General features: G+C 52.3%; 21 protein-coding genes. 10 read left to right on the top strand and 11 right to left on the bottom strand.

Features of this window, described 5'->3' with window-relative positions:
- Positions 1-16: 16 nt before the first annotated feature.
- Positions 17-490 carry a hypothetical protein gene (locus MJO52_RS15595; RefSeq protein WP_252082870.1) on the top strand — a complete coding sequence of 158 codons (474 nt, stop codon included), beginning with the start codon at positions 17-19 and terminating at the stop codon, positions 488-490.
- A gap of 1,151 nt (positions 491-1,641) precedes the next feature.
- Here MJO52_RS15595 and MJO52_RS21320 read toward each other — a convergent pair.
- The 3 genes from MJO52_RS21320 to MJO52_RS15585 form a co-directional block, all read right to left on the bottom strand.
- Complete coding sequence (locus MJO52_RS21320; RefSeq protein ID WP_286036972.1) at positions 1,642-1,770, bottom strand: hypothetical protein; 129 nt, start codon at positions 1,768-1,770, stop codon at positions 1,642-1,644.
- Between the two features lie 352 nt (positions 1,771-2,122).
- On the bottom strand, positions 2,123-3,370 hold the full coding sequence (locus MJO52_RS15590) for a ribonucleotide-diphosphate reductase subunit beta (protein ID WP_252082869.1): 1,248 nt from the start codon (positions 3,368-3,370) through the stop codon (positions 2,123-2,125).
- Positions 3,371-3,820: 450 nt separating this feature from the next.
- The gene (locus MJO52_RS15585; RefSeq protein ID WP_252082867.1) at positions 3,821-6,760 is read right to left on the bottom strand and encodes a ribonucleoside-diphosphate reductase subunit alpha; all 2,940 of its coding nucleotides are present in this window, start codon (positions 6,758-6,760) and stop codon (positions 3,821-3,823) included.
- 39 nt (positions 6,761-6,799) lie between these two features.
- Here MJO52_RS15585 and MJO52_RS15580 point away from each other — a divergent pair, with 39 nt between their 5' ends.
- On the top strand, positions 6,800-7,054 hold the full coding sequence (locus MJO52_RS15580; RefSeq protein ID WP_252082866.1) for a hypothetical protein: 255 nt from the start codon (positions 6,800-6,802) through the stop codon (positions 7,052-7,054).
- A gap of 526 nt (positions 7,055-7,580) precedes the next feature.
- On the opposite strand, the gene argF is transcribed toward MJO52_RS15580, so the two are convergent.
- Together argF and MJO52_RS15570 are read right to left on the bottom strand one after the other, a co-directional pair.
- On the bottom strand, positions 7,581-8,495 hold the full coding sequence (gene argF, locus MJO52_RS15575) for an ornithine carbamoyltransferase (RefSeq protein ID WP_252082864.1): 915 nt from the start codon (positions 8,493-8,495) through the stop codon (positions 7,581-7,583).
- A gap of 22 nt (positions 8,496-8,517) precedes the next feature.
- On the bottom strand, positions 8,518-9,702 hold the full coding sequence (locus tag MJO52_RS15570) for an acetylornithine transaminase (protein WP_435583620.1): 1,185 nt from the start codon (positions 9,700-9,702) through the stop codon (positions 8,518-8,520).
- Positions 9,703-10,024: 322 nt separating this feature from the next.
- Between MJO52_RS15570 and grxD the strand changes: the two genes are divergently transcribed.
- Complete coding sequence (gene grxD / locus MJO52_RS15565) at positions 10,025-10,357, top strand: Grx4 family monothiol glutaredoxin (protein WP_252082862.1); 333 nt, start codon at positions 10,025-10,027, stop codon at positions 10,355-10,357.
- A gap of 112 nt (positions 10,358-10,469) precedes the next feature.
- Here grxD and bfr read toward each other — a convergent pair whose 3' ends face one another.
- The 4 genes from bfr to MJO52_RS15545 form a co-directional block, all read right to left on the bottom strand.
- Positions 10,470-10,961, bottom strand: a complete 492-nt coding sequence (gene bfr / locus MJO52_RS15560) for a bacterioferritin (RefSeq protein WP_252082861.1) — start codon at positions 10,959-10,961, stop codon at positions 10,470-10,472.
- 299 nt (positions 10,962-11,260) lie between these two features.
- The gene (locus MJO52_RS15555) at positions 11,261-11,590 is read right to left on the bottom strand and encodes a DUF2254 domain-containing protein (protein ID WP_252082860.1); all 330 of its coding nucleotides are present in this window, start codon (positions 11,588-11,590) and stop codon (positions 11,261-11,263) included.
- Positions 11,530-12,357, bottom strand: coding sequence for a DUF2254 family protein (locus tag MJO52_RS15550; RefSeq protein ID WP_252082859.1), 828 nt, complete (start codon positions 12,355-12,357; stop codon positions 11,530-11,532). Before MJO52_RS15550 ends, MJO52_RS15555 begins: the two co-directional genes overlap by 61 nt.
- A gap of 149 nt (positions 12,358-12,506) precedes the next feature.
- A complete protein-coding gene (locus MJO52_RS15545) occupies positions 12,507-12,749 on the bottom strand; it encodes a bacterioferritin-associated ferredoxin (protein WP_435583619.1) in 243 nt (80 codons plus the stop codon).
- A gap of 305 nt (positions 12,750-13,054) precedes the next feature.
- Here MJO52_RS15545 and MJO52_RS15540 point away from each other — a divergent pair, with 305 nt between their 5' ends.
- The 7 genes from MJO52_RS15540 (at position 13,055) to MJO52_RS15510 (ending at position 20,589) form a co-directional block, all read left to right on the top strand.
- A complete protein-coding gene (locus tag MJO52_RS15540; protein WP_252082857.1) occupies positions 13,055-13,657 on the top strand; it encodes a peroxiredoxin in 603 nt (200 codons plus the stop codon).
- A 246-nt stretch (positions 13,658-13,903) separates the two neighbouring features.
- Positions 13,904-15,115: a serine hydrolase domain-containing protein gene (locus MJO52_RS15535; RefSeq protein ID WP_252082855.1), complete on the top strand. Its 1,212-nt coding sequence runs from the start codon at positions 13,904-13,906 to the stop codon at positions 15,113-15,115.
- Positions 15,116-15,376: 261 nt separating this feature from the next.
- Positions 15,377-17,293 carry a molecular chaperone HtpG gene (gene htpG, locus MJO52_RS15530; RefSeq protein WP_252082854.1) on the top strand — a complete coding sequence of 639 codons (1,917 nt, stop codon included), beginning with the start codon at positions 15,377-15,379 and terminating at the stop codon, positions 17,291-17,293.
- Between the two features lie 255 nt (positions 17,294-17,548).
- Entirely contained in the window at positions 17,549-18,580 is a 1,032-nt protein-coding gene (locus MJO52_RS15525) for an NAD(P)H-dependent glycerol-3-phosphate dehydrogenase (RefSeq protein WP_252082853.1), read from the top strand.
- A gap of 12 nt (positions 18,581-18,592) precedes the next feature.
- On the top strand, positions 18,593-19,111 hold the full coding sequence (locus tag MJO52_RS15520; protein WP_252082852.1) for a DUF4389 domain-containing protein: 519 nt from the start codon (positions 18,593-18,595) through the stop codon (positions 19,109-19,111).
- A gap of 19 nt (positions 19,112-19,130) precedes the next feature.
- Complete coding sequence (gene sixA / locus MJO52_RS15515; RefSeq protein WP_252082850.1) at positions 19,131-19,589, top strand: phosphohistidine phosphatase SixA; 459 nt, start codon at positions 19,131-19,133, stop codon at positions 19,587-19,589.
- A 133-nt stretch (positions 19,590-19,722) separates the two neighbouring features.
- A complete protein-coding gene (locus MJO52_RS15510; RefSeq protein WP_252082848.1) occupies positions 19,723-20,589 on the top strand; it encodes an alpha/beta fold hydrolase in 867 nt (288 codons plus the stop codon).
- Here the strand turns inward: MJO52_RS15510 and MJO52_RS15505 are convergent.
- Positions 20,586-20,930, bottom strand: a complete 345-nt coding sequence (locus MJO52_RS15505; RefSeq protein ID WP_252082845.1) for a 5-carboxymethyl-2-hydroxymuconate Delta-isomerase — start codon at positions 20,928-20,930, stop codon at positions 20,586-20,588. The two genes, MJO52_RS15510 and MJO52_RS15505, sit on opposite strands and share 4 nt — an antisense overlap.
- A 59-nt stretch (positions 20,931-20,989) precedes the next feature.
- On the bottom strand, positions 20,990-21,535 hold the full coding sequence (gene folE / locus MJO52_RS15500; RefSeq protein WP_252082843.1) for a GTP cyclohydrolase I FolE: 546 nt from the start codon (positions 21,533-21,535) through the stop codon (positions 20,990-20,992).
- Positions 21,536-21,625: the final 90 nt, after the last annotated feature.

Raw genomic sequence — 21,625 nt, 5'->3', positions numbered from 1 at the left:
TTATTTGGAGGGGTTAATGAAGCTTCAAGCTATATTTATTTTGATTTTACTTTTACTTCCTGTGGTTGGAAGCTCTAAGTCAATAAGGAGTGATAATTCTGCTTCTATGCTTGATATTTATAACCTGGGTATCTCTCAATTTGAAAATAATTTAGGTTTTAAGGGGCTTAAGGTTGATAAAGTTGATATGGCCGATATAGCCCCAAGTAAGGTGGAGGATTTTCTTGGTCAAGAATTTGGAGTTAATGCATTTGATGGCAGTAATGAGTATAGGGGGAGGGTGATATCTCTAAATTATGAAAATGGTTTTTTTACTGAGTTTGGGGCCTATGAAGTTGAGTTTCAAAATTCTAAAAAGCTAAAAAAAGCTATAGAGTATATGGATTCTATAGGTAGGGATTATTTTAGAAGTAAAAAGAAAGCTACAATGTTCTCCTGGTTTTATGGTGAGAATTCTATTTTGATTGTTTTTGGAGATTATAATAATTGAAAGGTGGGAGTATTTGGTAAAGTTAGTCGAAAAAATGGTGAAGTAATTTTATGAATTAATCTTTTACCTTTAAGTGATGGTTGGAGTAAGCTGCCCCAATTTCTTTGGGGCTTGCTTGATGGTTTTTGTTGCGATTGGTGTGATCGTTTTGGATTTTTCTAGTTTTTTTAATAGTTTTTCTCACGATTGTTTTGTATAGGTGGGTGTTCGGAAAAATCTGTATGCAATATTTGATGGTCAATGTTTTTATAATGACTGGGCTGGATTGATTCAGATCAAACCGAGCACATCCACTATAAAAAAATAGGAGGTTACGGGTTTTGATGAGGGAGCCTAAACCGAAAAGAAAAACCAAGGATAAATCCCTTGATCCATACTAAGGATCGCATCATCAAACACAAGAATGGAATGCTCAAGCTGGCAGAAGATCTCGGCAAAATCACCAAAACTTGTAAGATGTGTGATGTATCGAGACACCTTCTATCGGTACAAAGAAGCTGTTTTAAGCGGCGGCGAGGGTGTTTTTTTTGAGAAAGATTGGCGGGTACCTAACCACAAATCGAGTTGATACTGCCATCGAAGATGGTCCTATTGACCTATACCCTGCAAGAGCCTGCCCGTGGAAAAGTTTGGGGATCTAATGAACTACGTAAATGTGGTGTATTTGTATCTCCCAATGGTGTTCTAAGCATCTGTTAATGGCATATCCTGGTCAACTTTAAATTGTGATTAAAAGCGCTTAAGGCCAAGTTGGCTAAAGAGGGGATGATACTCACCGAGTTACAAGTTCAGGCTTTAGAGTGAAAGTGGCATGATGAAGTCTGGAGGGTGTTTAAAACTCTGTGTCAGCCAGGAAGCTATAAGTTACCTCGTCCCTAGGAGTTTACATAGATATTTCAATGTACCTCCTATTTTGTATTGAAGCGGGCATTATGCCCGCTTCAATACATCACTTCCTGTGAACGACTATTTTTTAGTAACTCCATTTCTACAGCCTGTTGGGGGAGGTTCCACATGAGCGAAACCTCATTATTGGTATCTATAATCTTCTCTATATGTATTTCGTTACGCCCAGCTCAGTAAATAAGAAACATTCTCAAAGTCACCGGATACTGTAATTGGAGTCAGTTAATGCTGTGACTCGCAGCGGCTTACCACCACAATGCACCGTCGGTCTGATATTCGATAATGCGGGTTTCAAAAAAGTTTTTCTCTTTGCGCAGATCCATAATCTCAGGCAGGTCCATAATCTCAGAAATCCACTGGAACGGGTTTAACACGTTAGGGAATTGTTCTTTGGGGCCTTGCTGGCTGGGTGACGGTTAGCAAGGCGCTGGAAGAAGCTGCTTGATGAGAGCGGGAGTGGGGCCTCGCTCTGCAAAAAAGTTTATGAGTTATTTGTTGCGGGGACTTGGCAGGTTCCACTTGAAATAGACTCCGAGGGGGCAAGGTGTATTGCAATAAATGTTAAGTCAGGGGGTGGAGAGGTAAGAAAAGCCTTTTTATGCTTTTGTTTTAAACTATTCAGGATTTAGATAAAAAAAAACGGGCTGAAAGCCCGTTTTCAATACTTCTCTTCCTGTGAGCGACTACTTTTTCCTTTTGTAGTAATTCACTGGCCGGAAGCCTCTCTTACCACTGCAGCGCGCCGCCGGTCTGATATTCGATAACGCGGGTTTCAAAGAAGTTTTTCTCTTTGCGCAGGTCCATAATCTCAGACATCCACGGGAATGGGTTCTGTGCGCCTGGGAACTGCTCTTTCAGGCCCAGCTGGCTGAGGCGGCGGTTGGCGATAAACTGGAGGTATTCCTCCATCATATTTGCATTCATGCCGAGTACGCCGCGGGGCATGGTGTCGCGGGCGTAGGCCACTTCGAGTTCCATACCTTCGAGAATCATCTGGGTCACTTCCTGCTGGAATTCCGCCGTCCACAGGTGTGGGTTTTCCAGCTTGATCTGGTTGATCACGTCGATGCCGAAGTTCAGGTGCATAGACTCGTCGCGCAGGATGTACTGGAACTGCTCGGCAACACCGGTCATTTTGTTGCGGCGACCCATAGACAGAATCTGGCTGAAACCACAGTAGAAGAAGATACCTTCGGTGACGGCATAGAAGGCGATCAGGTTGCGCAGCAGCTCCTGGTCGGATTCAACGGTGCCGGTTTTGAAGTTGGGATCACCGATGGCCTGGGTGTGGGACAGGCTCCAAGCCGCCTTTTTGGCAACGGCGGGCACTTCGCGGTACATATTGAAGACTTCGCCTTCGTCCATGCCCAGGGATTCTACACAGTACTGGTAGGCGTGGGTGTGGATCGCTTCTTCGAAAGACTGGCGCAGCAGGTACTGGCGGCACTCTGGGTTGGTGATATGACGGTAGATAGCCAGTACCAGATTATTAGCAACCAGGGAGTCCGCAGTGGAGAAATAACCCAGGGAGTATTCCACGATACGACGCTCGTCCTCGGTCAGACCGTTGGGGTCTTTCCACATGGACACGTCTTTGTTCATGTTGATTTCCTGGGGCATCCAGTGGTTGGCGCAGCCGTCCAGGTATTTTTGCCAGGCCCAGTCGTATTTAAAGGGGACCAGCTGGTTGAGGTCGGCACGGCAATTGATAATACGCTTTTCATCCACCTGGATACGGGCCGCACCCATTTCCAGTTCTTCCAGGCCGGGCGCCGGGTCCAGGCTGGCAACGGCTGCACGTGCAGCCTCAACAGCGGCGGAGCCATTTTTTGTGGTGGAGCTCGCTGGAGTTTCCGCAGAGTAAGAAGCGCTGGGCTCTTGTACGGATTTCGCCTGGGGCTCCGCTGCGGTCTGCGCCTTAACGGCTTTTTCGGGTTGTTGGGGCTTTGTCTCGAAATCGTCCCAGCTCAGCATAGTCGGCCCTTTTAATCGGTCTCGTTATCGAAAATTCGATATTAATTTCTGTGTTCTTCCTGGCGCTACATTCGCAGAGCGAGGCCAGGGGTGCTATTCCGGAATTTTCCGGCAGTGGTCAATCGCTGCAGGTATTTTTACCCCAGCGGGGCACAAAATTTTTGTGCCAGATCAATTATCACTTTGCTTTTAGCCAAAAATTATTTTTGGGTTTTTGCCGCACGGCTGTGAGGTTTGTGGCAAAGTTTTTTCGTGGTTTTCATACGCCGCACCTTTGTGCGGGTTACTGAAAACGCAGTTGGGAAAAAACGCAGACGATCCCCGGCCCGAAAATTCTTCCCGGTTTTTGCAGCCGGGTGGGCCGGGGTCGTTGCGCATGGTCATGCCCGCACTTGCGGTTACGACGCTCTCCCCCGAGAGTGAGTACAGGCCCCAGTAGGGGCCAAATTTTTACTGACAGGCTTCGCAGTCTGGATCGTCCAGAGAGCAAGCCTGCGGCACTGCCGCTGGTGCGGGTGCAGCCTGTTCTACAGGCGCTGCTGCGGCGGCACCATTGCTGCTGCCGTGTGCGCTTACCGCGTTCAGGGTGCCGCTGTTTACAGTGGATTTCTCTGTGGTAGTGGCAGCCAGGGCACGCAGGTAGTAAGTGGTTTTCAAGCCGCGGAACCAAGCCATGCGATAGGTCAGGTCCAGCTTCTTGCCATCAGCGCCGGCAATATACAGATTCAGGGACTGAGCCTGGTCGATCCACTTCTGGCGACGGCTGGCGGCGTCCACAATCCAACGCGGTTCCACTTCAAACGCGGTGCGGTATTTCGCTTTCAGGTCTTCTGGTACGCGATCGATTTTCTGCACGGAACCCTCGTAGTATTTCAGGTCGTTAACCATGACCTGATCCCACAGGCCGCGATCTTTCAGATCGTGTACCAGGTAGGGGTTTACTACGGTGAATTCGCCGGACAGGTTCGATTTCACATACAGGTTTTGATAAGTCGGTTCGATCGACTGGGAAACCCCGGTGATATTGGCAATGGTCGCGGTAGGGGCGATCGCCATCACGTTGGAGTTACGCATACCTTGGGCTTTTACTTTTTCGCGCAGGCCGTCCCAGTCCAGAGTGGAGCTGGTGTCCTGATCGATAAATTGCTGGCCGCGCTGCTCAGCCAGGATCTGGATGGAATCCAGTGGCAGAACACCCTTGCTCCACAGGGAGCCTTCGTAGGTCTGGTACTTGCCGCGCTCAGCAGCCAGGTCGCTGGAAGCGGAGATGGCTTCGAAGCTAATCGCTTCCATGGTGTTGTCGGCGAAGGCTACGGCTTCATCGCTGGCGTAGGCGATGCCGGCTTTGTACAGCGCGTCCTGGAAGCCCATCAGGCCCATGCCCACAGGGCGGTGACGCATGTTGGACTGACGTGCACTTTCAACCGCGTAGTAGTTAATGTCGATCACGTTATCGAGCATACGTACCGCGGTTTTTACGGTATTGGCCAGCTTGGTGCGGTCGAGTTCACCGTTGTCACCAATATGTTGAGCCAGGTTGACGGAGCCCAGGTTACATACGGCGATTTCGTCGTCGGCCTTGGTGTTGAGCGTGATCTCGGTGCACAGGTTGGAGCTGTGTACCACACCGGCGTGCTGTTGCGGGCTGCGCAGGTTGCAGCTGTCTTTAAAGGTGATCCAGGGGTGGCCGGTTTCGAACAGCATGCCCAGCATCTTGCGCCACAGGTCGAGCGCGCGGATTTTCTTGAACAGACGCAGCTTGCCTTCGGCAGCCAGTTGCTCGTAGTGGTTGTAGCGCTCTTCAAAGGCGGTGCCGAACAGGTCGTGCAGGTCCGGGCAATCGGCCGGGGAGAAGAGGGTCCACTCTTTGTCTTCGAACACGCGCTTCATAAACAGGTCGGGGACCCAGTTTGCGGTGTTCATATCGTGGGTGCGGCGGCGGTCGTCACCGGTATTCTTGCGCAGTTCGAGGAATTCCTCGATATCCAGGTGCCAGGTTTCCAGGTAGGCACACACAGCGCCCTTGCGCTTACCGCCCTGGTTGACGGCTACTGCGGTGTCATTGGCCACTTTCAGGAAGGGCACAACACCCTGGGACTTGCCGTTGGTACCTTTGATATAGGAACCCAGGGAGCGCACCGGCGTCCAGTCGTTGCCGAGGCCGCCGGCCCACTTGGACAGCATGGCGTTGTCACGGATTGCGCCGTAAATACCGTGCAGGTCGTCCGGTACTGTAGTCAGGTAGCAGGAGGATAGCTGCGGACGCAGGGTGCCGGCGTTGAACAGGGTCGGGGTGGAGCTCATGTAGTCGAAAGAGCTCAACAGGTTGTAGAACTCTACCGCGCGCTCGTTCTTGTTTTCTTCGTTAATGCTGAGGCCCATGGCGACGCGCATAAAGAAAATCTGCGGCAGCTCGAAACGAATATCATCACTGTGCAGGAAGTAGCGGTCGTACAGGGTCTGCAGGCCCAGGTAGGTAAACTGGTGATCGCGTTCGCCTTTTAAAGCTTCGCCGAGTTTTTCCAGGTCGAAGGTGGCCAGGGCGGGGTCCAGCAGGTCCAGCTCGATACCCTTTTTCACGTAAGCGGGCAGAGTGGAAGCGTAGAGTTTTTCCATCTCGTGCTGGGTGGCGCGCTCGGCGATATCGAGGAAGCGCAGGGCTTCGGAGCGCAGCTTGTCCAGCAGTAGGCTGGCTGTGGCGTAAGTGTAATTTGGCTCTTTTTCAACCAGAGTACGCGCAGTAATTACCAGGGCGGTATTGATATCGTTTTCGGAGACGCCGTCGTAAAGGTTCTTCAGGGCCTCGCTGAGGATGGCCTCGGCGTTGACGTCTTTCAGACCTTCACAGGCTTCGCTGACAACAGTGCGCAGGCGCTCCATATCCAGGGGAACGAGGCTGTCGTCGTCGAGTTTAACGCGGATGCTGGGGTGCGCATCGACAGCCTGTTCGGTTTGACTGGCACTTTTTTCTTTTTCCGCACGCAGGCGTGCGTGCTCTTCGCGGTAGAGTACGTAGTCGCGGGCAACCTTGTGTTCACCGGCGCGCATCAGGGCCAGTTCCACCTGGTCCTGAATTTCCTCGATATGGATAGTGCCGCCAGAGGGCATGCGACGCTTAAAGGTGGCGCTGATCTGGCCAACCAGCTCCTCGACTTGCTCGTGTACACGGCTGGACGCAGCGGCGGTGCCGCCTTCAACAGCGAGAAAGGCCTTGGTAACGGCAACGGAAATTTTGCCATCGTCGTAGGGGACAACGGTACCATTGCGCTTGATGACGCGGATCTGGCCCGGTGCGGTGGCGGCCAGAGTGGTGCCGTCAGTAGCCTGGTCGCTGGTTGTGCCTGATTTTGCCGCAGGCACGGTTTGAGAGCGCCCTGTCTCTGTGTGCATGTAAATCTCCGAAAGGTTTGTATTGTTGTCTGTCCGCGTGTGTTCACCAGAACGGCGCCACTGGACTGCGTGGCATGTGCGGAGCGAGTCCATCGCTTGGCCAGTGATTCCTCCCACACCGTGAAGGCACTGGAAACAGGCGGCTCGGTGGCCGGCGTTCAGTTAAGCTTTGCCGGCTGCTGCCTGTGGCGGATCATTCCTTTCCGCCCGCTTACCTCTGATTCTGCTTTGAAAAAAGCAGCGTCTGGCACCGGCCGCCAAAAAGTGTGGCGGAGTGCCGGGATTCGCCCCTAGATTTGGGGATGCTCAAGGTCCCTTACCCCAATATATAGGGGGTATGCCTCGAGCGCGCTACAAGATAATGCGGTAGGCGGGTCAGTTCAAGCCGAATAACTTTGTGGTTGTTTGTGGATAAATTGTGGGTAGGCGTGTTGAGTCAGTAGCCACTTCTGCGGCAGGTCCCGCCACAGCTGGGCTGCATGGCATTTGTCAGTGAAGGGAGAAGGGTAATACAAGCTCTTACAATTTTTTTTAATAGCCGGGGCGTTCTAAATTAACAACGGCAATAACCATTTGCGAATGTGCGCAATTTGAGCAAGTTGGTACTAAGATGATCAGTTTTGTGGCGTGATTTTTTTGTTGCAACATGCCTGGTTATTATTTGTTCACCCGCATTATTTTGCTTGAACCTGTATTTTGATGTCACGAAAAAAGTGCGTGGTCGTTTTTTAAACGGGTATCAGATGGTGGGGGGGGAGGTCGGAGGATGGGCCGGTCGACAGGTTGTAAATAACGCCATCGACCGACGCATAATAAAACCTTACTGGCTGTGCTCCTGTAAAAACTCCATGAGTGCTTTCTGTGCATGTAGGCGATTTTCCGCCTCGTCCCACACCTTGGAAATACGCTCGTCCTCCAGTAATTCGGCGCTGACTTCCTCACCGCGGTGCGCTGGCAGACAATGCATGAAAATTGCGTCTTCGTTGGCGTGGCTCATCAGCTCGTGATTCACTTGATAGCGGTCGAAGGCTTCTCTGCGGGCTTGTTGTTCTGTCTCCTGGCCCATGGAAGCCCACACATCGGTACTGACCCAGTCGGCATCGCGCACGGCCTCCACAGGGTTATGCACAACTTTTACCCGATCGCCGGCGGCAGCGACAATATCGGCATCTGGAGCATATCCTTGGGGGCAAGAGATACGTAGTTCAAAGTCGCAAAGCCGCGCCGCATTGATATAGGAGTGGCACATATTGTTGCCGTCGCCCACCCAGGCCACCACTTTGCCCGCGGGGCTGCCGCGGTGTTCGACGAAAGTCTGGATATCGGCGAGTAACTGGCAGGGGTGGTAACTGTCAGATAAAGCATTGATTACGGGCACCCGTGAGTGGGCTGCGAAGCGCTCCACATTTTGATGGCCGAAGGTGCGGATCATTACTATGTCGACCATGCGTGAGATCACCCGAGCGCTGTCTTCGATAGGCTCGCCGCGCCCCAGCTGAGTATCCCGCGGCGATAGGAATAGGGCGCTGCCACCCATCTGCGCCATGCCTGCTTCAAAAGAGACACGGGTGCGAGTGGAAGACTTTTCAAAAATCATTCCCAGCACTTTGCCGCGAAAGAGGTCGGTAGTAATGCCCTGGTTGCGCAGGGTTTTTAATTCGATAGCGCGTTCGATAATTTGTTTTAGCTCCTCTGCGGAGAGATCCATTAAGGTGAGGAAATGCTTGGTCGCCATAAATTGTTCTCCTTTGAGTGCTTCAGACTGCCTGCGGGGTAAATTGTTGAATCAGAGTGCTGACATCGTTGGCCAGTTGCTGGCACTCCTCGTCAGTAAGGGTGAGTGGAGGCAGTAGCCGCACCACATTGCCGGCGGTGACGTTGATCAGTAACGCCTGCTCCCTAGCCCGCTCAACCAGCTCAGCGCAAGGGTGGTTGAGTTCAATACCGATCATCAGACCCTGTCCGCGAATATCCACAACCCCAGGGCAATCGCCCAGTCGCATGCGCAGGGAGTGTAGTAATTGTTCGCCCAGTTTTTCTGTGCGCTCGATTAACCACTCGCCCTGAAGAGTCTCCAGCACTGCAAGACCGGCACGGCAAGCGAGAGGGTTGCCGCCGAAGGTCGAACCGTGGCTGCCAGCGGTGAAAAGGCCGGCAGCCTTGCCGCGGGCGAGACAGGCGCCGATAGGGACACCATTGCCGAGTCCTTTGGCGGTGGTTAATACATCCGGCACTATGTCGGCGTGCTGGTAGGCAAACATTCTGCCGCTGCGACCGTTGCCGGTCTGGATCTCATCCAACATTAACAGCCAGTCGTGTCGATCGCAGAGTGTACGAAGTTGTTTTAGGTAGTCGGTATCTGGTACGCGGACACCGCCTTCCCCTTGTATTGGTTCCAACAGTATGGCGACGATATCGCTGTGCTGTTGTGCCAGGTTTTCAATGGCTTGCACATCGTTGAAGGGCACCCGCAAAAAACCCTCGGGTAAGGGGGCGAAGCCCTGTTGTGCCTTTTCATTGCCTGTTGCCGTAAGCGTGGCGAGGGTTCGCCCATGGAAAGCGCCCTCCATAACCACAATTTGCGGTGTCACCAGCCCGCGCTCATTACCGAGTTTACGCGCTAGCTTGATAGCGGCCTCATTGGCCTCAGCACCGGAGTTGGAGAAAAATACATTATCCATACCCGATAGGAATACGAGCCGGTCGGCCAACTGCTGTTGGGGAGGAATGTTGTACAGGTTGGATACATGCAGCAGGGTGTTGGCCTGCTCCTGTAGGGCTTCGGTGACTTTTGGATGGCAGTGGCCAAGACCGCAGACGGCGATACCGGAAATAGCGTCCAGGTAGCGGTGGCCGCGATCATCCCACACGTAGTTTCCCTCGCCGCGGACCAGGGTCAGGGTCCTTTCGCCATAGTTGTGCATCAGTGTGTGGGGGGGCACTGAGACGCCTCCTTATTTAATCGTTGGGTTTGTTTAACAGAAGTCATTTCCGCAGATAATTCTGTTTGGTGTATTTTAATCTGCAAATTATATCGTTGAACTAATGCTAACACAGCCTTTGCGGCGTGTGGGCCATCTATTTGATTTCTCTTTGTAAAGGATGGAGCCATTGGGGAGTGGTGCGCATTTTTTGGCTATGCACTGCTGCGGGTACTTATTCCCCCCTGCGCTGAGGTACAATGGCCGACCGTGCGCAATGGCTGGGTGCCGATGCGATACACGTTAATAAATTTGCTTCCACCACCTGAGGTTTCTCACGCTTATGGATACACTGGAGAACATCAAACAGCAGATTGCTGACAACGACATTCTGCTCTACATGAAAGGTAGCCCCAACGCGCCCCAGTGCGGCTTTTCCATGCGCGCCTCCCAGGCGATGATGGCCTGCGGTAAGCGCTTTGCTTATGTGGATATCCTGGCTAATCCAGATATTCGCGCTGAATTGCCCAAGTATGCCAATTGGCCGACTTTCCCTCAGCTTTGGGTGAAGGGTGAGTTGATCGGCGGTTGCGACATCATTATGGAAATGTATGAAAATGGTGAGTTGAAAACCCTGATCGATGAGGCATCGGCGGAGAGTGAAGGCGAAGGTTAATTTTCGTTTTTGCTTCGATGTATCTGCCTGGTGAAAGCGGCAGTACATGGTTGAGAATAAAAAAACCGCAGTTGAAACTGCGGTTTTTTTATACCTGTTAAGGTTGTTCTAATTATTTGCCAGAGTGGCCGGCTGCAGTTTCCATTTGAGTTTGCAGGTAGTTTTGAATGCCCACTTTGTCAATCAGTTCGAGCTGAGTCTCCAGCCAGTCGACATGCTCTTCTTCGGAGTCGAGAATTTTTTCCAGTAATTCACGGCTGCCGTAATCTCGTACCGATTCACAGTAGGCGATGGCTTCGCGCAGATCGGGAATTGCTTTGGATTCAATCTTCAAGTCGCACTTGAGCATTTCCTCGGTATTCTCACCAATCATCAATTTGCCCAGGTGCTGCAGATTGGGGATACCCTCAAGGAACAGGATACGCTCGATCAGCCAATCGGCGTGTTTCATTTCATCGATGGATTCGTGGTATTCCTGTTTGCCCAGCTCTTTTAAACCCCAGTTGTCGTACATGCGCGCATGCAGAAAATACTGGTTGATAGCTACCAGCTCATTGCCCAGTACTTTATTTAAATGTTCGATAACCTTGGGATCGCCTTTCATAGCTTTTGCTCCTGTGGCCCTGCGAGCTAGATAACACCCTCAGAGAATTCCTATTTGTTGGTTACTTGAAATAAGTAGCAATAAAAAGTCACTAAATTGTGTTAGTCACTTATGTCTGCAGCTGACCGATTTCCCACAATTTATTTTAGGGTGATAGCTGCAATCCGGGCCGAGTTTGCGTTGCGATTTGCGGCAAGTCAAGAAGAAGTTGTTAGCTGCGGAATGCAGAAAAAACACGGTTTTTAACACGAATTTGGCCGAAAATAGCAACGAAAATGATTCTTGTTTAGGTTGCAGCGTCAGCTGGCGAGCTTTTTCTGAATAGCGGATATTATTTGCTGAATTTCAGTGGAGTCGGTTTCACTCTTAATAAAGTTTTTATTGTCGTTGGCTAGACGTTGCAGATAATTAAAGAGTGCAGCCTTGTCTTTTTCCCTTTGGCAAACTTCGGCGAGATGTTCCAGTGCGTTGAGTAAGTGGCGCATAAAAACGCCATTGGCGCGGCCGTGTTCGACGATTTCATCCAGTGAAGCATCAAGGAGCTGAGCAAATTCCAATTTGCAGCTGATTAGGCGTAAAGCTCCGCTGGAGTCAGTAAAACAATTCGCCGGTTCCGGTCTTTGTAGCACAGTACCCAGCCCCTCAATGAGGCGGTCAACACAGCAATTAAATTTTCCGCAATGGCAATCATTTTTTCCCGGTCGATGATTTGTATATAGCCCCCGCGGGGAGTGGGAAAGGGGATCCGCCCAGGCCCCAATGCCAGGCGCTCAGTATCGAAGTGCTCGCCGCGTTTGGGCTCTGTTGAGCTTGGGTATTCACGGTTTATTGCCTGGTGGAATTCCAGGTTGATCTGGTGGGCGATGTTATCCACTTGGATGGATTGCGCCACGTTGTGGATGAAATAAACGAGGTAGCCGACTCTGATTAGAGTGAGCAGTAATGCAACTTGGATAGCAAAGCCATAGGTAGTGATTTCCCCAGTGCTACCCTCAATACCGCGCATTGTGACCAGTGCATAGACATAAGTTGAGAGAAAGATCCCGAGGGACTCCTGGGTACTGCGATCGCGGATAAAGTTTCTTACCAGGTGAGGGCCAAATTGGTAGGAGGCAAGGGGTAGGGCCACCACAGTAATTGAGAATACAGTACCGGCAACTGTAATAGTTGAACCGGCAATTACCGAGAGCAAGGCGCGTGCGCTGTTAACGTCGGTCATATGCAGCCAGTCGAGAGTGGCGATATGGCCTGTTTCAAATAGAGGCAGTGCGCTTAAAAGGGCGTCCAGCTGACGCATCAGGTAGGCGAGCAGCAACGCCGACAGAATCATCACGAGTGGCACACTCCAAAAGCTGGAGCGAAGCCGTTCATAGAAGTGTAAGAGGTGCTTCTTCATGGGCAAAGCTGAGCACATTGATGTGCACCCAGCTTAGCGCACCGAGTGTGATTGCCAGAAGTCTAGGGAAAGCTGCAGGGGTAGGGCTTTAAGTATAACTGGCCGCCATTCATGGCAATCTATTCGTGCGCGGCGGCCAAAAAGAGAGCTTAGCTGGCGGAGTAAAACAGTCCGCTGGTGGCAGAGGAAATCATTCCGGTACCCAGGGTTTCACTGATAATTTCCTTGGTCTGCTCGGCGCAGCGACCGCACTGGGAAGAAACTCCGAGCTGGCGTCTTAAGGCCTTCACTGAGGTGGAGCCATCGTAGACAGCCTCTTTGATTTGGCGGTCGGTTATACCTTTACAGATACATACATACATCGTGGTGGGCTCTGCTCGATTTCTGTTCAATACTAGACTGATGTGAATCCTATTGCAATTGAGAATGAGTGTCAATAAGATTCCGGGAAGATTAAAAAGCGACCTCTGTGTTTCTTTTTTATGCGAATTATCGGTTGTTTTTTCCTATTTTGAGGCCTGGTTCACGCATAGCTTTTCCGCTATCAGGCTCATTAAAAAAATTTATGGGCCTGCAATTAGTGGATGTGTATCATAGCGGCCCACTATCAATTCCTATTCAATTTATAGCTGTTGCGTATAAATTGAACACTTCACTCTCTTTATCAACAACCCATCATTGGATTGAGGAGGTTTTCATGGCAGTACTGGTAGGCAAGCCGGCTCCGGACTTCACCGCTGCAGCGGTATTGGGTAATGGCGAAATCGTCGATACCTTTAACCTGAAAGAAGCGATTAAAGGTAAGAAAGCAGTAGTTTTCTTCTATCCGCTGGACTTCACCTTCGTATGTCCCTCTGAGCTGATCGCTTTCGACCACCGCTTTGCCGAGTTCGAAAAGCGTGGTGTTGAGGTAATCGGTGTTTCCATCGACTCTCAGTTCTCTCACAACGCATGGCGTAACACCCCGGTCAACGACGGTGGTATCGGTCCAGTAAAATACACTCTGGTTGCCGATGTTAAGCACGAAATCTGCCAGGCGTACGACGTAGAAGCTGACGCTGGCGTCGCTTTCCGTGGCTCTTTCCTGATCGATGAGGAAGGTTTGGTTCGTCACCAGGTTGTGAACGATCTGCCACTGGGCCGCAACGTTGACGAAATGCTGCGTATGGTTGATGCTCTGGCGTTCCACCAGGAGCATGGCGAAGTTTGCCCGGCCGGTTGGCAGGAAGGCGACAAAGGTATGAACGCTTCTCCCGAAGGCGTAGCGGCTTACCTGAGCGAGAACGCTGAGAAGCTGTAAGCTCAAGGTCGCTGGGCTAGCTTGAAGCTAGTCCCGATGCAGAAAAAACCGCCGAAAGGCGGTTTTTTCGTTTTAATGAGTGCCAATACGCAGATCTATGCGGGTGGCATGGGGATTCACACAAGACTAATGGCAAGCGACTAGAATTCAGCAGTCAGTCCTGCGTGGCGCCTAAATAGAGTTTTTGCCCGTTGGCTGCTAGTCTTATCTGCATGTACCGGATTGCTTTGGCGGCTCGATTTGCTTATGAGACCTGCAATTCTTTCAAATATCGTCTACCACCTACGTGCCTGGAAGGCGTGTACCATTCTTTCACTACTGCTCCTATGCGCTGTGGCGCTACCTGTGCGGGCGATGGATATAGACGCCAGGGCCAAGGAGTTCGATCGATACTTCCGCAAGATGATGGCTGGCAAGTCGATCCCCGGTGGTGCCTATGTCATTGTTGATGGCAACCGGGTGGTGGCCATGGACACTTACGGTGTGCGCACACGCGGAAAGAAAGGTAAGGTGGATTCGGATACCGTTTTTCGCCTGGCCTCGGTCTCAAAGACCTTTGCCGCCAGTATGGCCACTCTGTTGGAGCATGAGGAGCGCTTTAATTGGGATGACAAGGTCGTCAATTATGTGCCGGATCTTAGCTTCAAGACGCCGTCCCTGTCTCGCCAGCTGCAGGTAGAGCATTTACTCAGTCACTCCTCCGGCTTAACGCCCAATGCCTACGATGATTATCTGGAGGACAATAAACCGCTCAGCAAAATATTGCCGAAATTCGCCAATATTGACCCACGATGTACTCCGGGAAAATGCTATGGCTACCAGAATGTGCTGTTCAGCCTGATTGAAGATGTGATTCTTGAGGCGACAGGTACCACCTTTGCCAAACAACTCAAGACGCGAATCTTTGTACCGCTGAAAATGCAGAATGCCTCAGTAGGTTGGGAAAGCTTTATGGCCTCGGACAACCGCGCCGCGCCGCATGTGCAAACAGGCAGTGGCTGGCGTCCGGTGAAAGTGGAAAAAGAGTACTATTTCGCCGCCCCAGCAGCGGGTGTCAACGCCAGTATTTCAGATATGGCCCAATGGTTGAAAGCACAAATGGGTTACTACCCCAAGGTACTTTCTCCCGCAATGATCGAGGATATGACCACCGAGCGAGTGTCCACTCAGCGCCATATGCGCCACCGTATCTGGCGGGATTACCTATCTCATGCCGGATATGGCCTCGGCTGGCGTCTCTACACCATCGGGGATGACCGCATTATCTATCACGGTGGCTGGGTGGCAGGTTTCCGTGCGGCAGTTGCCTACTCGGAGAAGCTGAAAATCGGTATCGCCATCTTGCTGAATGCCGAATCCCGGGTGATCTCCGATATGACCGCTAACTTTGTGATCGACGTGACCGGCAGCAAGGGCAAAGCCGCTACGCTCAAGGCTAAGGCCAGTCGCAAGCGTTAGTTGACTGTGTAATAGTCAATAATGCACTCCCCTTAAAGCCCCAGTTGGTGGGGCTTTAAGGGGAAGTCCCAACCCTAAAATGTCTTCTTGAAACCCCACCGTTTCCCGTAAAGTCTTAGCTGAATAGCGAATTACTGTCAGTGCCGTTTGCGTTACGGCATCATGCAGATATCCTCTATTTCCAGCTTTGCCCTTGAAACCTGTCAGCAGGTCCCAATATTTGCTCCCTGTTCCGATTGACGTGTATGGGGAGACCTACAGATGACCGTTGAGGCCCACAAAGAGAGCCACGGGTTCCAGACAGAAGCCAAGCAACTGCTGCACCTGATGATCCACTCGCTCTACTCCAATAAGGAGATTTTCCTGCGCGAGCTGGTATCCAATGCCTCCGATGCCGCTGATAAGCTGCGCTTTGAGGCGCTGTCGAAGCCAGAATTATTTGCTGATGATACCGACCTGCGTATTCGTATCGAGTTCGATAAAGATGCGGGCACCCTGACCATTACCGATAACGGTATTGGTATGAGCCGTGATGAAGTGATCGAAAACCTCGGTACCATCGCTCGCTCCGGTACCTCCGCCTTTATGCAGCAACTCACCGGTGACCAGAAAAAAGACGCGCACCTAATCGGTCAGTTTGGTGTTGGTTTTTACTCAGCATTTATTGTTGCCGATAAAGTGGATGTGTTTACCCGTCGCGCAGGTGCAGAAGCCGATCAGGGTGTGCACTGGGAGTGTCACGGCGAAGCGGAATATTCCGTAGAAAATGCAGAGTTGCCCCAGCGCGGTACCCGTGTCGTTCTACATCTGAAAGAAGATGCCAAAGAGTTTGCCGATGGTTGGCGCCTGCGCTCCATTATTAAAAAGTACTCCGACCACATCGCTATTCCGGTAGAGATGCTGAAAGAGGAAATGCCGGCGGCAGAGGGCGAGGAAGAAAAAGAAGAGAAGGCGCCTGAGTTTGAAGCGGTTAATGCGGCCCAGGCATTGTGGACCCGCCCGCGCTCCGAAGTGAAAGCCGAGGAGTACAAAGAATTCTATAAGCATATTTCCCACGATTTTGATGATCCACTCAGCTGGAGCCACAATCGTGTTGAAGGCAAGCAGGATTACACCAGCCTGCTGTATATCCCGGCGCGCGCACCCTTTGACTTGTACCAGCGCGATGCCGCCCGCGGTCTCAAGCTTTATGTACAACGCACTTTTATCATGGACGACGCCGAGCAGTTCCTGCCGCTGTACCTGCGTTTTGTGAAAGGTGTGCTGGACTCCAACGATCTGCCGCTAAACGTTTCCCGTGAAATCCTGCAAAAAGACCGCAATACTGATGCGATCAAAAGCGCACTGACTAAGCGTGTGCTGGATATGCTGGATAAGCTGGCGAAAAAGGATGGTGACGAGTACCAGAAATTCTGGGACCTGTTTGGCAATGTGCTGAAAGAGGGGCCGGCAGAGGATTTCTCCAATAAAGAGAAAGTGGCCAAGCTGCTGCGTTTCGCCACCACGCATACCGATACCGACAAACAAGATCAGTCCCTGGAAGACTACGTCAGCCGCATGAAAGATGGCCAAAAGGCGATCTACTACGTGTGCGCAGACAATTTCGCGACAGCGAAATCCAGCCCCTACCTGGAAGTATTCCGCAAGAAGGGTATCGAGGTGCTGCTGCTCACCGATCAGGTGGACGAGTGGTTCGTGGGCCATATGAACGAGTTTGATGGCAAGCCGTTCCAGGACGTGGCCAAAGGCGCGCTGGATTTGGGTGAAGCCGAGAGCGAAGAGGATAAAGCCGAACGCGAGAAAGTTGAGAATGAGTCCGGTGCACTGGTTGAGCGCGTTCAGTCTGTTCTGGATAGCCGTGTGGAATCTGTGCGCGCTACCACTCGCCTGGTGGACTCGCCGGCGTGTCTGGTGGTGAGCGAGCAGGATATGGGTCCGCAGATGCGCCGCATCCTCGAACAGGCAGGACAGGCGGTACCTGAAGCCAAGCCGATTTTTGAAATCAACCCATCGCACCCGCTGGTACAGCGCCTGGATCAGGAGCAGGATGAGGATCGTTTTGCCGATCTCACCAATATTCTGATGGATCAGGCCAACTTGGCGGCGGGCAACCAGCTAACAGATCCGGCTGACTATGTGCGTCGCCTGAATACACTGCTGCTGGAAATGCACGACTAAGTTTTAATCAGTTGTTATTGGCTTTCAGGAGCCTGGCGCGGTGATTTCTTCGGAAGCTCTTGCGCCTTATTTCTGCGGCCTCAGCGGGACAAGCTACCGGTTGTGCAACCGCTAGCTTGTCCCGCTGGGGCCGTTTTCCGTTTTTGGCGTGTTAATTTGTAACTTTACGCGCAAGATCCTGATAGTTGAACCCTTTGGGCTGAGCGGGTCATACCTCTATAATCCCTGCCCTCGAGAAGCTTTATCGGTATCAATATGCAAAAGGAAACTTCCAACCCTCTCTCCATCGCTGTATTGGGCGGCGGTAGTTTCGGTACGGCCATTGCTAATATTATTGCGGGTAATGGTCACGATACCCGCCAGTGGATGCGGGATTCGGAGAGCGCGGAAGCCTGTCGAGAAACCCGTGAGAACAGCAAGTATTTGCCCGGAGTGGCCCTGCACCCAGAGCTTTGTATCAGCAGCGACCTGCAGGAAGTGGTACGGAACTGCAATATTGTATTTGTCGCTATCCCCAGTAAATCTTTCCGTGAAGTGGTCCGCCGGGTGGCCCCGCTGCTAAAACCGGGCACCATGTTGATTTCCACCACTAAGGGAATAGAGCACGACAGTTTTCATTTGATGAGCGATATCCTGCGCGAGGAGACCCAGGGTATGCGCGTGGGGGTGCTGAGTGGGCCCAACTTTGCCAAGGAAATTGTCGCGGGTCACTACACCGCAACCGTGGTTGCCAGTGAAGATGAAGCGCTGTGCAAGGATATCCAGTCCGCGCTGCACTCCGAGACCTTCCGCGTTTACTCCAGTAACGATGTATTTGGCGTGGAACTGGCGGGGGCGCTGAAAAATATTTATGCCATTGTCACCGGTATGGCGGCGGCCTTGGACCGGGGGCAAAATACCATCAGCCTGCTGATTACCCGTTCTCTCGCAGAGATGATGCGCTTTGCCGAGGCTATGGGGGCAGACCCTATGACTTTTATCGGCCTTGCCGGCGTTGGCGATTTAATCCTGACCTGTTCCTCCGACCTCAGCCGTAACTACCGGGTAGGTTATTTGGTGGGCAAGGGGAAGCCTTTGGATCGTGCTGTCGCGGAAATCGGTCAGGTTGCCGAAGGGGTGAATACGGTTCGTCTGATTAAAAAGAAAGCGGATGAAATGGGTGTCTACATGCCCTTGGTTTCCGCAATTCACGCCATATTATTTGAAGAGCGACCGATTCCTGAGGTAATTCGCAATTTAATGTCGGGCGCGCAAACTTTTGATGTGGCCTACTCGGCCAAGCCTTGATGGAAGCCTCTTATGAAAAATGATGATTTAAAGCGCAACCTGACTTCCGGGAACCAGTGGGTGCGGCTGATCTATATGGTGCTGTTTGCTATCTGCCTGCAGATTGCCAGCTGGGTGCTGCTCGCGGTGGTTGTGCTGCAGTTCCTGTTCTCGATTATTGGTGGCAGTGCCAATGATAATTTGCGCCGTTTTGGCGACCAGCTCGCCTCCTATATTTATCAGGCGATACAGTTTTTAATTTACAACTCTGAGGAAAAGCCTTTTCCTTTTGCAGAGTGGCCGGAATCTGAAGTGGACGATCTCTCCGGTTACGAGGGTGCGCAAGAGGTTAATGCAGAAGTTATGGCTTCCGATGATGAAGCCGAGTCCGAGAAAAAAACTGAGTCCAAAAAGGAAGAAGAAGCCGAGGAGGCCATTATCCTCGGTAGTGATGACGGTAAATCCGAGCTGGTAGAGGAGAGCGCAGAGGAGTCCTCAACGCCCTTCAGTGAGCAGAAGGGTGAGTCTGACAAGCGCGGTGACACACACTAAACCGATTGAGGCGAAGTCAATGCAGCTGTTTATCCTGCGTCATGGTAAGGCCGAACCCATGTACGGTAACGATGCCGGCCGCGCGCTTACGGAGCGCGGTCGTAAGCAGGTGGCGCAGGTCTGCAAAGAGCGTGCTGGGGAGTTGTCCTCCGTGCGCGCTATTTGGGCGAGCCCCTTTGTGCGCACTCAGCAGACAGCTGATATTGTCTCCGCCCACTTGGGGTTGCCTGTTGTTACCGAGTCATTGCTGATTGGCGATACCGATCCACAGCAGCTACTCGACAAGTTACAGGAACAGCAAGCCGATCATTTCCCTCTTCTCCTGGTGAGCCATCAACCATTGGTGGGTAGCCTGTTGAACGGTCTCTGCGGTAGTGGCAATCAACACCCGATGGGGACTTCCAGTCTCGCCTGTGTCAGCTCGGAGGTCTGGGCCAATGGTTGTGCTGAGTTGCAGTGGTTACAGCACGCCGGCTAGCCATTTTTCCCTCCGGTTTTTACCCTTTGCCTTCAAATCCCTAGGTTGCTGGCGCTAACTGTCATTGCCTGCGGGCCTTTGGACCTGCACCATCTGGCTCTTTAATATTCACTTTCTTCTGGAATCTGCGCGCATGAAGCAAGCCGCCCCCCGTGAGATCAGCCTGGAATTCGACAGCAAGACCATTGCCGCAAAGCAGTGGGGGGATGGCACAGGGGAGCCGGTATTGGCATTGCACGGATGGCTGGATAATTGCGCCAGCTTTGATCGTCTGGCCCCACTCTTGAAAGGCGTTAATTTGGTCGCCGTGGATATGGCAGGCCATGGGCGCAGCTACCATCGGTCTCCCCATGCTAATTACAATATTTGGGAAGAAGCTGAGGATATTATTGGTGCCTCCGAAGCACTGGGCTGGCGCAGTTTTTCTTTACTGGCCCATTCCCGCGGCGCTATTGCCAGTGTGATAACGGCAGGCACCTTTCCCAAACGCATCAAACGCCTGGCCCTGATTGATGGCCTGGTACCTCCTGCAACCAAGGATAGCGAGGCGCCGGAAATTCTCGCTAAGGCTATCGCCCAGCGTGCCCGTTACAGCCAGCGCAGGGCAAAGATTTACCCCACTTTTGAGGGGGCGGTAGAAGCGCGTATGAACGGCATGTTCCCGCTGACAGAATGGGCGGCGCGCGCGCTGGCCGAGCGGGGGACCCTGCCACTAGAAGGTGGCTTCACCTGGAGTAATGATCCGCGCCTGATGGCGGCGTCCTCCGCCAAGCTTAACGAGGCACAGGTGCGCGCTTTTCTATCCCGCCTGAGCATGCCGGTGCGCCTGGTGCTGGCGAAGGAGGGGATTGCGAATATGATCGAGCGGCTGCGCCCGGTGTTGGAGAGCTATAAAACGATCGAGGTTAGGGAAATACCCGGCAGCCATCACCTGCATATGGAAGAGGGCGCCGAGGGCATTGCCGAGTGGTTTGGTCCCTTCCTGCGTGGAGAAGCTTAGAAGGGCACCCGCTTTGAGTAACTGCCGGGGTCCATTTCACGCACTTCTACCGAGACCGCTGGTACCCCATCGGCAAATTGGCACAGGCAGTTAAAAACCGCTGAACTCAACGCTTCCCGCTCGCGGTTGTTGCGGCCTGCCAGTAGGCGGATTTCCGCGTGAATAAAGCTATCGCCGTGCTCACCGGCAATAAATTGGTCGTAGGGCTTGGCGCGGGTCTTGATGGTATGGGAGGCGAATAAGCCGGAGCTATGCATTGCCTCCTGAGCCGAGCTGACCAGGGCGGCGACAGAAATACGTTCTTCCAGATTCTTGGCGTACTCAATAACCAGATGGGGCATGGTGGCTCACTCCGTGATTGCGGGCGGCCCAGGGGACCGCACGTTGCTAGCTCCCAGCCTTAAGGGCGGCTGATCAGGGAAAGAAACTCGTTGCGTGTGGCTTGGTTCTCGCGGAAGGTGCCCAGCATTGCCGAACTCTTCATCACTGAGTTCTGCTTCTCCACGCCGCGCATCATCATGCACATATGCTTTGCTTCAATAATAACGCCAACACCGGCGGCATTAGTGACAGATTGCAGGGTTTTGGCGATCTGTGTGGTCAGCTGCTCCTGGATTTGCAGGCGGCGTGCGTACATATCGACAATACGCGCTACCTTGGATAGGCCCAGCACCTTGCCTTGGGGGATATAGGCCACGTGGGCGCGACCGATAAATGGCAGCATATGGTGCTCGCACAGGGAGTAGAGCTCGATATCCTTGACCAATACCATGTCGGTGCAGTCACTGGGGAAGAGTGCGTCACTGACAACCTCTTGAACGGTCTGCTGATAGCCGCGGGTCAGGTATTCCATGGCCTTGGCAGCGCGCTTCGGAGTATCTTTGAGTCCGGGGCGCTGCAGGTCTTCGCCGATTGCTTCAATAATTCGTGCGTAGTGTTCGTTCATGCTGCTCTTTCCAACATCTCAGCCCGAGGGGGCGGGTGCGCTACCCTAAGCGTTTGTAACCCGAGAGTAAAGATCCGCGCGGACCTAGGG

The sequence above is a fragment of the Microbulbifer variabilis genome, assembly GCF_023716485.1.
Lineage (GTDB): Bacteria > Pseudomonadota > Gammaproteobacteria > Pseudomonadales > Cellvibrionaceae > Microbulbifer > Microbulbifer variabilis_B.
The sequence above is the reverse complement of the archived record's forward strand: the minus strand, read 5'-3'. Positions and strand labels throughout refer to the sequence as shown.